General features: G+C 64.9%; 14 protein-coding genes. 9 read left to right on the top strand and 5 right to left on the bottom strand.

Going from position 1 to position 12,093, the window contains the following annotated elements; genetic code table 11:
• Genes ACSJJT_RS04485 through ACSJJT_RS04475 form a run of 3 tightly spaced genes read right to left on the bottom strand, consistent with a single transcriptional unit; the run spans window position 1 to window position 2,167 of the window.
• Entirely contained in the window at window positions 1-696 is a 696-nt protein-coding gene (locus ACSJJT_RS04485; RefSeq protein ID WP_435917161.1) for an ABC transporter permease, read from the bottom strand.
• Entirely contained in the window at window positions 693-1,346 is a 654-nt protein-coding gene (locus ACSJJT_RS04480; RefSeq protein ID WP_435917160.1) for an ABC transporter permease, read from the bottom strand. Before ACSJJT_RS04480 ends, ACSJJT_RS04485 begins: the two co-directional genes overlap by 4 nt.
• Window positions 1,343-2,167 (bottom strand): ABC transporter ATP-binding protein, encoded by an 825-nt coding sequence (locus ACSJJT_RS04475; RefSeq protein ID WP_016667023.1) that lies wholly within the window; start codon window positions 2,165-2,167, stop codon window positions 1,343-1,345. The genes ACSJJT_RS04480 and ACSJJT_RS04475 overlap by 4 nt, the downstream gene beginning before the upstream one ends.
• Window positions 2,168-2,292: 125 nt before the next feature.
• Here ACSJJT_RS04475 and ACSJJT_RS04470 point away from each other — a divergent pair, with 125 nt between their 5' ends.
• Both ACSJJT_RS04470 and ACSJJT_RS04465 read left to right on the top strand, forming a co-directional pair.
• Complete coding sequence (locus ACSJJT_RS04470) at window positions 2,293-3,123, top strand: DedA family protein (RefSeq protein ID WP_036975756.1); 831 nt, start codon at window positions 2,293-2,295, stop codon at window positions 3,121-3,123.
• A 24-nt stretch (window positions 3,124-3,147) separates the two neighbouring features.
• Complete coding sequence (locus ACSJJT_RS04465; RefSeq protein ID WP_016667025.1) at window positions 3,148-3,510, top strand: DUF488 domain-containing protein; 363 nt, start codon at window positions 3,148-3,150, stop codon at window positions 3,508-3,510.
• 9 nt (window positions 3,511-3,519) lie between these two features.
• Here the strand turns inward: ACSJJT_RS04465 and ACSJJT_RS04460 are convergent, their stop codons facing one another.
• Window positions 3,520-4,035, bottom strand: coding sequence for an O-acetyl-ADP-ribose deacetylase (locus ACSJJT_RS04460; protein ID WP_435917159.1), 516 nt, complete (start codon window positions 4,033-4,035; stop codon window positions 3,520-3,522).
• 109 nt (window positions 4,036-4,144) lie between these two features.
• On the opposite strand from ACSJJT_RS04460, the gene ACSJJT_RS04455 reads away from it, so the two are divergent.
• Window positions 4,145-5,161, top strand: coding sequence for an NADP-dependent oxidoreductase (locus ACSJJT_RS04455; protein WP_435917157.1), 1,017 nt, complete (start codon window positions 4,145-4,147; stop codon window positions 5,159-5,161).
• A gap of 19 nt (window positions 5,162-5,180) precedes the next feature.
• Here ACSJJT_RS04455 and ACSJJT_RS04450 read toward each other — a convergent pair whose 3' ends face one another.
• A complete protein-coding gene (locus ACSJJT_RS04450) occupies window positions 5,181-5,768 on the bottom strand; it encodes a histidine phosphatase family protein (protein ID WP_063279368.1) in 588 nt (195 codons plus the stop codon).
• A gap of 92 nt (window positions 5,769-5,860) precedes the next feature.
• Here ACSJJT_RS04450 and ACSJJT_RS04445 point away from each other — a divergent pair, with 92 nt between their 5' ends.
• From ACSJJT_RS04445 to ACSJJT_RS04420, 6 genes are all read left to right on the top strand, one after another.
• Window positions 5,861-6,784 (top strand): ABC transporter ATP-binding protein, encoded by a 924-nt coding sequence (locus tag ACSJJT_RS04445; protein WP_042842943.1) that lies wholly within the window; start codon window positions 5,861-5,863, stop codon window positions 6,782-6,784.
• A complete protein-coding gene (locus tag ACSJJT_RS04440; RefSeq protein WP_063810873.1) occupies window positions 6,781-7,533 on the top strand; it encodes an ABC transporter permease in 753 nt (250 codons plus the stop codon). Before ACSJJT_RS04445 ends, ACSJJT_RS04440 begins: the two co-directional genes overlap by 4 nt.
• 27 nt (window positions 7,534-7,560) lie before the next feature.
• The gene (locus ACSJJT_RS04435; protein WP_063279365.1) at window positions 7,561-8,667 is read left to right on the top strand and encodes a sensor histidine kinase; all 1,107 of its coding nucleotides are present in this window, start codon (window positions 7,561-7,563) and stop codon (window positions 8,665-8,667) included.
• Entirely contained in the window at window positions 8,664-9,275 is a 612-nt protein-coding gene (locus tag ACSJJT_RS04430; protein ID WP_002549688.1) for a response regulator transcription factor, read from the top strand. The genes ACSJJT_RS04435 and ACSJJT_RS04430 overlap by 4 nt, the downstream gene beginning before the upstream one ends.
• Before the next feature lie 325 nt (window positions 9,276-9,600).
• Window positions 9,601-10,629 (top strand): adenosylcobinamide-phosphate synthase CbiB, encoded by a 1,029-nt coding sequence (gene cbiB / locus ACSJJT_RS04425; protein ID WP_016667029.1) that lies wholly within the window; start codon window positions 9,601-9,603, stop codon window positions 10,627-10,629.
• Window position 10,630: 1 nt separating this feature from the next.
• Entirely contained in the window at window positions 10,631-12,091 is a 1,461-nt protein-coding gene (locus tag ACSJJT_RS04420) for a cobyric acid synthase (RefSeq protein ID WP_002549709.1), read from the top strand.
• Window positions 12,092-12,093: the final 2 nt, after the last annotated feature.

The following is a 12,093-nucleotide window of genomic DNA, read 5'->3' as shown; positions in this document are numbered from 1 at the left end:
TCACTGTGGGTTGAGGGCCAGGGCGTGTCGTACACCTGAACTGGTGAGTAGACGCGTTGCCAGCGCGAGCAGGCCGTCGATGACAAGGGCCAGTCCGATGATGACGATGGACCCGGCGAGCATCTGCGGGTAATCGGAGACCGCCAGACCGTCAAGGACAAGACGTCCAAGACCACCCATACCCAGGTACGAGCAGATGGTCGTCGTCGCGATGACCTGCAGGGTGGCCGACCTCAACCCGCCCAGCAGCAGGGGAGCAGCCAGCGGCAACTCGACGCGGCGCAGGACCTGCATCCCGGTCATGCCGCAGGCTCGAGCTCCGTCAGTCACCTCGTCGTCGACGGCTTCAATCCCGGAGTAGCTGCCGGCCAGCAGGGGCGGGATCGCCAAGATCGCCAGCACGATGGTGGCCGGGACGATGGGACGCTCGATTCCCATCGTCGTCGAGATGGCCAGCAAGGTGAGCAGCCCGAGGGACGGCAGTGCGCGCAGAGCCCCTGAACAGGTCACCGCGACGGTCCTTCCGCGGCCGGTGTGGCCAATCGCCAGACCAGCGGGGATCGCGATGACCGAGGCGAGGAGGATGGCCAACAGGGTGTACCAGAGATGCTCGCCGATCCGGACCCCGATGGCTCCTGGGCCACTCCAGTGCGACGAGGTTGCCAACCAGGTGAAAGCGGCTGCAATCTGATTCATGTCGTCACTTCCTTGCGACGCTGCCACGGCGTCAGCAAGCGACCGACGACGACGATGATGAGGTCGAAGACAATCGCCAGGAGGAGGGTTCCGATGACCCCGACCCAGATCTCGGTCGGGAAGGAACGCTGATAGCCGTCGGTGAAGAAGTAGCCCAGAGAGGGGACCCCGATGAGGGCACCGACGCTGACCAAGGACAATGTGGACGCCGAGACCACCCGCATTCCCGCGGTGAGGGCGGGTACTACCAGTGGCAGGGCCACCCGCCAGAAAACCTGGGGATCGGAGTGCCCCACGGCGATGGCGTCACGACGCACCGAACGTCCCACCGAGTCGAAGGCGTCGGTGGCTGTTCTCACCAACAGGGCGATGCCGTAGAGGGTGAGGGCGACGATGACATTGATCGGATCGAGGATCTTCGTGCCGAGGATGAGCGGTAACAGGACGAACAGTGGCAAGGAGGGAAGGGCGTACAGGATGGAGGCGCCGGGTACCAGGAGGCGGCGTGCGGTCCGAGAGCGGTGCGCCCACCACCCCAGCGGGACTGACAGCACGAGGCTCACGACCACCGGAATGATGCCGAGCACGGCATGGTGGCTCGTCAATTGCCAGATTTGGTCCCGGTTCTCGTCGATCCACCGGGTGTTCATGAGTTCTCCTCGGGAGTTCCCGTGAGACGACCGACGAGTCGGCCACCGGCGTCGACGACGGTGGGAGGCTCGTCGCGCAGTTCGACGTGGAGACTGCGACGATCTCCACCGATGAAGGAGGAGACGAAGTCGTCGACGGGGTGGAGCAGGATCTCATCGGGGCGGCCCCGCTGGGCGACCTGGGCACCGCGTCTCAGCACGAGGACCTCGTCGCCGAGCAAGAAGGCCTCGTCGACGTCATGGGTGACGAATACGATCGTCTTGGCGAGATCCTCCTGGATACGTAGAAGACCCTGCTGCAACTCGGCACGCACCACCGGATCGACGGCGCCGAAGGGCTCGTCCATGAGGAGGATGTCAGGGTTGGCGGCAAGGGCCCGGGCCACTCCGACCCGCTGGCGCTGACCGCCGGACAGCTGGGTGGGGTAGCGGCGGGCCAACGAGGAGTCCAAGCCGACCCTCTCCAACAGATCCATGGCCCGCGACTGGGCAGCGCTCCGAGAAGTCCCGGAGAGAAGCGGCACTGTGGCGATGTTGTCGACCACGGTTCGGTGGGGGAGCAACCCACCCGATTGCATGACGTATCCGATCTGACGACGCAGCTTGACCGGATCAACCGTGGCGACGTCGGTGTCGTCGATGAGTATTCGGCCCTCGGACGGATCGACCATTCGGTTGACCATCCTCAGCAGGGTGGTCTTTCCGCATCCGGAGGACCCTAACAAGACGACCAGGTGGTGGGATTCCACCTTCAGGTCAAAATTCTCGACGGCGACAGTGTCCTCGTCGAAACGCTTGCTGACGTGGTCGAAACGGATCATGCGGTCCTTCCCCGCCCGGCCAGTTCGCGTGTGCTGTGGGTGACGCCGGTTGAGAGATCACGCTACCGTCCGTACGAGGTTAGGAGAAGTGTGTTCCCCTCTCGGCAGACATCGCAGCTGCAGGACTGTCACCTGCACTGGGTATCCTCGACGGCGTGCAGGACGAGATGAGTACTGCGGCTGCGGGGGAGAAGGATTCCTTCGCCGTTGCCGCCACCGCCCTTGCCGCGGCCGAGAATGAACTGGAGAGGTCCGCCGCCGGTAACGACTCCGCCGAGGACGAGGAGTGGTGGAAGGCCGAGGGCATGCCCTGGAACCACAAGCCAGGCCGCTCCGATTACTGGTGCATGGGGTGGATCGGCTTCCTTGGCATCTTCTCGTTGGCCATGCTCCCGCTGCGTGGTTGGCTGCTCGGCCTTGATCCGCCGATCCTCGTGGGGCTCACGGGATCCCGTACCGGTGCAGCGGCGACCGGAGCTCTGGCATCGGTCAATCAGGCCCCGCACTGGCTGTGGTGGTTGCTGTTGGGCTCGATCATGTCGATCAAACTTGACTGGGTCTACTGGTGGGCCGGAAAGCTGTGGGGCCGAGGGATGATCGAGGTCTGGGCCGGACGATCCGAGCGGTCCCGACGCCGTTACGACCAGGCGGAGAGGTGGGCTCGCAAGCTCGGCTGGCTGGGTGTTCTCGTCGCCTATGTGCCGATTCCGTTGCCGATCATGCCGGTGGTCTTCGTCCTGACGGGTGCCTCCGGGATGAAGGTGAAGTGGTTCGTCGCGCTGGACTTCGTCGCCGCCACAGTCTGGAACCTGGGCTACCTCACTCTGGGGTGGGGAGTCGGTGATCCCATCGTTGACGCACTGAAATACTATGCGAAGATTGCGAACTGGGTGGCCATCATCCTGCTCGTCGTCATCCTCGCCCCCCTCTTCTTCAAGTCCAAGAAGAAGGCTTGATCCCGGCGTGACACAGTGGAAGGCATGACAACCTTCCGCGCAGTGAATATCCGTGACGACCTCAAGGCGGGCCCGGCCAAGGGATATCGGGTCCTCGTTGATCGCATGTGGCCGCGAGGGGTCAAGAAGGACGATGCTGAGCTCGATGAGCGTCGCACCGATCTGGCCCCTTCCTCGGAACTGCGCACCTGGTGGAACCACGACGCTGACCGGTTCGACGAGTTTGCAGGCCGTTACGAGGCTGATCTCGACGAGTCGGGAGCAGCGAAGAAGTTCGTTGACGAGTGCGCCGACCACGACGAGGTGATCCTGCTCTTCGGTGCCGGCGACCGCGAGGTCAACCACGCCGTCGTGTTGGAGCGAATCCTCAACGATCTGGCTGGATGAGAATTCCGATCATCCGTTTCCAAGGGCGCAGCGGTATCCCGCTTCGGCCTCGGCGTTGAAGGCGACGAGGTAGATCGTCTCCACCGAGGTGTCGGTCTCCTTGCATGTTTCGACGGCGATGCGGGTGGCCTCGTCCATGGGATAGCCGTACACCCCTGCCGAAATCGTCGGGAAGGCGACGGTTTTCGCACCGATCTTGTCAGCCACCTGCAGGGACGTGCGGTAGCAGGAGGCGAGCTGGTCAGACTTGTCGATGGTCTTCGCCCAGACCGGACCGACGGTGTGGATGATCCACTTGGCAGTCATCTTTCCCGCGGTGGTGGCCACCGACTGCCCCGTGGGTAGGCCGTCGGGCAGGGTGGTCTCGCGGAGCTTGCGACAAGCCGCCGACAACTCAGACCCTGCAGCCCGGTGGATGGCGCCATCGACCCCTCCGCCGCCAGCCAGCCGACGGTTCGCCGCATTGACGACGGCGTCGACATCGAGAGTGGTGATGTCAGTGCGAAGGACCCTGATCTCGGCCATGACCCCATTGTGCATGACCGGCGATCACCCTCCGCGGAATCTGCTGGTCTGGTGGCATGAGGCGTGCGATGGTCGAGATGTTGACCGGCGTCGAGAGAGGAACACTCCCATGAGCACCACCCATCTGACTTCCACCCGCGCTGTCCATCTCGCATCCCGACCACACGGTGCACCGACCGAGGACAATTTTCGCATCGAGGAGATCCCCCTTCCCGAGCTGGCCGACGGGCAGATCCTCGTCGCCAATGAGGTGATGTCGGTCGACCCGTACATGCGCGGCCGGATGAACGACGTCAAGTCCTACGTGCCACCATTCCAGGTCGACCAGCCCCTCGACGGCGGAGCGGTCGGCACCGTCATCGCGTCGCGCAGCGAAGGCATTCTGGAAGGGATGCACGTCGTCCACCAGCTCGGATGGCGTGAACACGCGGTTCTTGACGCCTCCGATGCGAGGGCCATCGACGTCGACATCGCACCCGCCTCGGCCTACCTTGGTGTTCTGGGCATGACCGGGCTCACCGCTTACGCGGGTCTGACCCGCGCCGCGGAGATGAAGGCCGGAGATGCCGTCTTCGTCTCCGGCGCCGCCGGGGCCGTCGGCTCGATGGTCGGCCAGTTGGCAGGCCTGCTCGGGGCGACTCGGGTCATCGGCTCTGCCGGCACCGATGCCAAGGTTGCCCGACTGCGTGACCTTGGTTTCGACGCTGCTTTCAACTACCACGACGGCCCGGTGACCGACCTGCTCGGGCAGGCCGCTCCCGACGGCATCGACGTCTACTACGACAACGTCGGGGGAGACCACCTGGAGGCCGCCATCAACCACCTCAACACCGATGGTCGCGTGGCCATGTGTGGGGCGATCTCCCAGTACAACTCCGTCGAGCCGCCGTGTGCCCCGCGCAATCTGGGGCTGGCCATCGGCAAGCGGCTGACGCTGCGGGGTTTCGTCATCGCCAAGTACGCCGAGGAAGTCCGTCCGGAGTTCCAGCAGAAGATGGCCCAGTGGTTGGCCAACGACGAGATCCACTGGGACGAGACCTACCGGGATGGCCTCGACGTGGCGCCCAAGGCCTTCATCGACATGCTCGAGGGTGCCAACACCGGGAAGATGCTCGTGAGACTGTGAGATTCCCCGGCACGGAATCTCACAGGTTCGGAAGGCTCTCCACCAGCTCGTGCAGGTCGAGATCCCGGTACATGACGATCCCATTCGTCAGCGCGAGGGAGTAGTCGCAGTCACGGTGGGTGCCTCCGGACAGGGCCGACAGCATGACGCGCAGGGTGTCCCCGTGACTGACCATGACGACGGCCTCGGGGGGATTCTGGGCAAGCTCGTCCAACAGATCGCGACAGCGTCGCCAGACGTCGAGAAGTGACTCCCCGCCACCCCAGCCGACCTCGGCAATGTCGGCATCCTCGGGGATCGGCATCTCGTGCAGTTCACTGGACAGCTTGCCCTCCATGTCACCCAAGTACTGCTCCCGCAGCCGGGCGTCAGCCTGAGGTGTCGACCCGATCGCGCAACCCACACGTTGAGCGGTCTGCAGGGCACGTTTCTGGTCCGAACTCAGCAGTGCGGTGTGACGAGGCACCAATACGGCGACCTTCCGTCCGGCCTCACCGGCCTGACGATGGCCTCTCCTGGTCAGGGGGACCTCCATCGTCTGTCCCTGGACGCGGTGCTCCAGGTTCCAGGTGGACTGGCCGTGGCGTACCAGGACGATTCGAGTCATTGCCGTAGCCTAACCCCCCATGACGAATGTCATGGCGAAGTCGTGACGCCGGACCATGGGCGGAACCACGCCTGGTGGGGTGTCATGGAGGCATGAACGAAACAGCGGTGGTCGTCGAGGATCTCGTCAAGGCCTTCCCTGCCAAGGGAGGACACCTGACGGCCGTCGACCACATCAATTTCACCATCAAGCAAGGGGAGGTTGTCGCCTTCCTCGGCCCCAACGGCGCCGGCAAGACGACAACCATCGACATGTTGTTGGGGATCACCGACCCGACCTCCGGCCGAGTCGAGTTGATGGGCCGGAACGCCGAGGAGGGGGCCCGATCCGGCCGGGTCTCGGCGGTACAACAGACCCGTGGCCTGCTCGACAACTTCACTGTCCACGAGACCCTGCGAGTCATCGGATCGACCTTCAAGCTCCCGCGCTCCCGGATCGATGAGCAGATGCGGGTCTGGGAGCTGGAGGATTTCGCCTCCCGGAAGGTCGGAAAGTGTTCAGGCGGTCAGCAACAGCGGTTGCGCTTCGCCCTGGCGATGCTGCCCGATCCGGATCTCCTGGTTCTGGACGAGCCGACGATGGGTCTCGACGTCGATGGACGGCGTCACTTCTGGGCCCAGATGCACAAGGCCGCTGACGACGGCCGCACCATCATCTTCGCCACCCACTACATTGCCGAGGCGGACGAGTTCGCCGACCGGGTCATCCTCATCAACCACGGCCGCATCATCGCAGACGGACCGATCGCCGAGATCCGTGCGTCGGTCTCCGGTTCGACGGTGACCGTCGTCTGGCCCGACGTGGATCCCGCGACCCTCGATCGCCTGCCCTACGTCAACCACTACGACATCAAGTCCGACACCGTCACCTTCACCACCGACGACTCCGACGAGTTGGTGCGCCATTTGCTCAACCACACCGAGGCCCACGACGTGCTGGTCGCCCGCACCACTCTGGAGGACGCATTCCTCTCACTCACCAGCGAGAGCATCGACCGGGCGGAGAGTGCCTCATGAACATCACCTACTCCCTTCTCGACATCCGGCGGATGGTTCGCACCCCGTCGATCATCATCTTCGCCTTCGTCATGCCGGTCGCGATGTACGTGCTCTTCGGTGCAATCCAGGACTACGGCACCATCCTGGTGGCACATGGAAACGTCAATGCCGCGGTGATGGCGTCGATGGCCCTCTATGGCACTGCCACCGCCGCCTCAGGTCTGGGGTCGTCGTCGGCTCTGGAGCAACAGGCGGGATGGGGACGGCAGCTGGCGACCACCCCGATGACCCAGTGGAACTACCTCGTCACCAAGATCGTCTCGATCCAGGTCGTCGCGGCCGTGCCGGTGGCCCTCGTGCTGCTCGTCGGCGCCCTCTCGGGTGCGCGTATCGACGGCATCGGATGGCTGTGGACCTTCCTCCTGGCATGGGTGTGCTGCGTTCCCTACACCATCTTCGGTCTTGGAATGGCGATACTCATCCGCAACGAGAACGCTGCCTCCCTGGTGTCCTTCTTCGTGCTGGCCTTCGCTTTTCTCGGCAATGTCTTCATGCCCTTGGGCGGGTTCATGCTCAAGCTCTCCCGCTTCACCCCGCTGTGGGGTGTCAACCTGCTGCCGCGGTGGCCGATCATGGGAGGATACGAGATGACGACCCAGGGGCCGGTCGAGGTCGACCTCTTCCGTGCCATCATCAGCGCAGTGGCGTGGGCTGTTGTCTTCGTCGTGTTGGCATGGCTGGTCTCCCGCCGTCACAGGGACTGCTGAGAGGCCAGTTGGGAGGAGAACAGGCCGATGCGCAAACGCTCCAGACGCTCGCTGTCGATATGGGGCGCGCGCGGGACGCAGACCTTGTACGCCGGGATTTGGACGATCTTCCTTGCTTACCCCATCGAGCACATAGCTGCCAACCCCGAGCTCGTGAGGTCCCAGCGGGTCACCGGGTTCGTCCTCATCGGCCTCTTCGTGCTGGTCTACCTGTTGGGATTCTGGCTGGGGGTCGACACGCTGGAGACCTGGCTCTCGCGACGTTGGATGCCTCGCTGGCCCTGGGCATTTCTGGCCGTGATATGCCTGCTCAACGGCGGGGTGGCCCTCGTCGATCCGCCGGCGGCCGTCGAGATGTTCGCCTTTCCGCTGGCCTTCACCCTCTTCCTAATGTCGACATCCGCAGTCCTGATGATCCTCGTGCTCGAGGTCGCCGCGCTGTTGGTGGCCCGGATCATCGACGACCAGCGACAGTGGTGGCTCATCGGACTGCCGTCAATGGCCATGATTCTGCTGGCCGGATGCATCAGTCGGGTGTGGAGCAACAACCGACTCGAGCAGAACAAGCAGCACAAGATCGAGGCCACCTATGCCGAGCGGGAGAGGATCGCCTCCGACGTCCATGACCTTCTCGGCCAGAGCCTGACGGTGATCTCCATGAAAGCCGAACTCATCGGCAAACTCATCGACATCAACCCGGAGGCTGCCAAGGAACAGGCAGCGGACACGCACAACCTGACTCGCGAGGCCCTGGCGCAGGTTCGAGGCCTGGTCAGTGACCTCAACGAGGCTGACCTGGACTCCCAACTCGCCACCGCGGCGACAGCCCTGACGACAGCTGGCATCTCCCTTCGGGTCCGCGACGAGCGGACCGGTGAGTCCGACCATGACGCCGTGTGGGGATGGGTGGTGCGTGAGGCCGTCACCAACATCATCCGCCACTCTCAGGCCAGGTGCTGTTGGATCGATCTGTCCGACGACCGGATGTGCATCATCGATGACGGCATCGGTGTCGGCGACGCCGAGGAAGGTTCCGGTCGGGCGGGGATGAGGCGTCGGGTCGAGGGCGTCGGTGGGCAGCTGGACATCGGTTCGGGGGACAATGGTCGGGGAACCAAGGTGGTGGTGTTATGACCGACGAGTCGATCAAACTCGTTCTCGCCGATGATCAGGCCTTGGTACGCGGTGCCCTTGTCGCTCTGCTCTCCCTGGAACCCGACATCGAGGTGGTCGGCCAGTGCAGTCGTGGCGACGAGGTCGTCCTGACGGTTGAGAAGACCCGTCCCGATGTGCTGCTGCTCGACATCGAGATGCCCGGAATGGACGGCATCGAGGTGGCGGACCGCTTGGCTGGGGCTGACGTCAAGATTCTCATCGTTACCACCTTCGGACGCCCCGGGTACCTGCGCCGGGCGATGGATGCCGGGGCGGCGGGATTCGTCGTCAAGGACACCCCGGCCTCCGAACTGGCCCAGGCAGTGCGCAAGGTTCATCAGGGAGGCCGCGTCATCGACCCATCCTTGGCCGCGGAGTCCCTGCTGGAGGGGTACAACCCGTTGACGGAGAGGGAGCGAGGTGTGTTGCGGGAGGCGGAGTCGGGGGAGCCGATCGCCGTCATCGCGAGGAAGCTCTCCCTGTCGACCGGAACGGTCCGTAACCACGTGTCCTCAGCGATCGCGAAGACCAACAGCGTCAATCGGGCCCAGGCAGTTGCCGAGGCCAGGAGACGCGGCTGGTTGTGAAGGCGGAGGTGCTCCCAGCTTTTGGAACCACCGATTGTCCAGGTCCGTGGCAGGCAGTTCAAGGAGGCACCGTGAAAGCGCCCGACACCCACTCCCCGCGTCGAACCAACACCAAACCTCCGACTCGTGGCTGCTCGTGTGGTGCGGTCCCGGTGCCCGTCACCACATGCCGTCAACCCAGAGCCCCGCATGAGGTGTCGGTCGGCTCCTGCTGGATTGGGCCGCACTGGTCGGTCCTTTCGTGGGGCGGGTACCAATCCCCTCTGGACCCTTCATCAGCGACTCCTCTCCTCATCAGTCCGGGCCGCTGCTCTAGGGTGTGGGCATGCTGTGTCATCGTGACCGTCGTCGTGGGCTCGGGTTGGCCGCCCGGGCAGTGGGGCTGGGAGTAGGTGTCGTCGCCGATCGGTTGTTCGGTGATCCGCAGGAACACCACCCGGTGGCGGTCTTTGGCAATGCCGCCGCTGCCCTCGAGAAGCGTGACTGGGCCGACTCCGTCGCGCGTGGCGGTGCTCATGTGGCTGCATGTCTCGTCCCTCTGGCCCTGTTGGGGGCAGGGGTCGAGAAGGTCACCGCGAAACACCCGATGCTGCGCGTGATCACGACGGCTGCGACGACCTGGGCGGTCATCGGGGCGACCTCGCTGGCCGACGAAGGTCAGCGAATGTACGTCCGGCTCGACGAGGACGACCTGGCCGGGGCCCGCGAGCAGCTGTCCCACCTGTGCTCCCGTGACGCCGACCAGCTCGACGAGCCGGAACTGGCTCGGGCGACCGTGGAGTCCATGGCCGAGAACACCGCCGACGCCGCCGTGGCATCCCTGTGGTGGGGAGCCGTGGCCGGAGTACCGGGAATGCTGGTACATCGAGGGGCGAACACCCTCGATGCCATGATCGGACACCACAACGAGCGTTACGAGAACTTCGGGAAGGTTGCCGCCCACCTTGACGATCTGCTGGATCTCCCTGCCGCCCGGCTGACCGGACTGTTCGCCTGCCTGCTGGCGCCCACCGTCGGGGGAGACCGGCGTCGGGCAGTGCAGATCATGATGCGTGATCATGGCCATCACCCCAGTCCGAACGGGGGATGGTGCGAGTCGGCCTGGGCGGGCGCCCTCGGGGTGCAACTGGGCGGACGCAATGTCTACTACGGCAATCGTCACGAGGATCGTCCCCTGCTGGGAGACGGCGCACGCCCGGACGGTCGGAAGGTCGCGGACGCTGCCGACCTCGTCACCGGGGTCACCGGGATGGCGACGGCTGCCGCCTGCCTCGGCGTAGCGGCCATCGCCCACCTCAGGTTCTACGGCGGCATCCTGCCTCGTCGTTACGACTCGAGCGCGAAGGAGAAGTGAGATGAGTGGAATCCTCGTCGCCGGAACGTCTTCTGACGCCGGGAAGTCGCTGGTCGTCACTGCCCTCTGCCGGGCCGCGTGGCGTCGTGGGATCGACGTCGTTCCTTACAAGGCCCAGAACATGTCGAACAATTCGATGGTCTGCCCCGACGGGTCCGAGATCGGCCGGGCGCAGTACCTGCAGGCCAGCGCCGCCAGGGTGACTCCGGAATCAGCCATGAATCCGGTGCTGCTCAAACCTGGCACCGATCGTCGCTCCTTCATCGTGCTGCGTGGCACGCCGGGAGGCGTGCTGGAAGCGGGACAGTACGCCACCGGACGACGTCACCTCGCGGAAGCCGCATGGGCCGCCTACGACGAGCTCTCCGCCGCCCACGACATGGTCATCTGCGAGGGTGCGGGCTCCCCGGCCGAGATCAACCTGCGTGCCGGTGACTACACGAACATGGGACTGGCAAGGGAGAAGAGCCTGCCGGTGGTGCTCGTCGGGGACATTGACCGCGGCGGGGTGCTCGCCAGCCTCTTCGGCACCTGGGCGCTGCTCGACGACGCGGACCGTTCCCTGCTGGCCGGGTACGTCATCAACAAATTCCGCGGTGATGAGTCCGTTCTCGCTCCTGGTCTGGAAGAGATCACTCGTCGCACCGGAATGCCGAGTTTTGGGGTGCTGCCCTGGGTCCCCGAGGTGTGGCTCGACGGTGAGGATGCGTTGGAGGTGGGACGCTGGCGTCACGACGGGAACTCCGTTTCCACCGACGATCTGCGGGTTGCCGTCGTCCGGCTGCCGAGAATCTCCAACGCCACCGATGTCGACGCCATGGCCGCCGAGGCCGGGGTCGACGTCCAGGTGACGACCAACCCCAACACCTGCGAACTGGCCGACGTGCTCGTCCTGCCCGGATCGCGGTCCACCGTGCGTGATCTGGAGTGGCTGAGGTCCACCGGAATCGCTGAGGTCGTGGCCCGCCGTGCCCGTCAAGGTCGCACTGTGCTGGGCATTTGTGGCGGCTACCAGATGCTCACCCGCCTCATCCTCGACCCCGAGGGTCAGGAATCGCCGACCGAGCGAACCGAGGGACTCGGGCTACTGCCGGTCGAGGTGACCTTCGGTGCCGACAAGACCCTGGCCATCCCGAGCGGATCCTGGCGGGGGATCGAGGTCGGCGGCTACGAGATCCATCACGGCCGAATGGATGTCGACCTGTCGGCGGGGGAGCCCTTCCTCGACGGAGTCCGCGTCGGAAGTGTCTGGGGGACGATGTGGCATGGTGCCTTCGAATGTGACGATTTCCGGCGCGCCTGGCTGGCCGAGGCTGCCGAGCATGCCGGATCGGCGTGGCGCCCGGTGGAGGGTGCCATCGGGTATGGGCAGCGCCGCGAGCAGATGATCGACGTGCTGGCCGACGCCGTTGAGGAGCATCTCGGTCTTGACCGTCTGTTCTCCCTGGCAGGCGGGAGCTGACC

The sequence above is a fragment of the Cutibacterium nasicola genome (assembly GCF_051303185.1).
Taxonomy (GTDB): domain Bacteria; phylum Actinomycetota; class Actinomycetes; order Propionibacteriales; family Propionibacteriaceae; genus Cutibacterium.
Note: the sequence above shows the minus strand (reverse complement) of the source record. Positions and strands in the feature narration are given on the sequence as shown.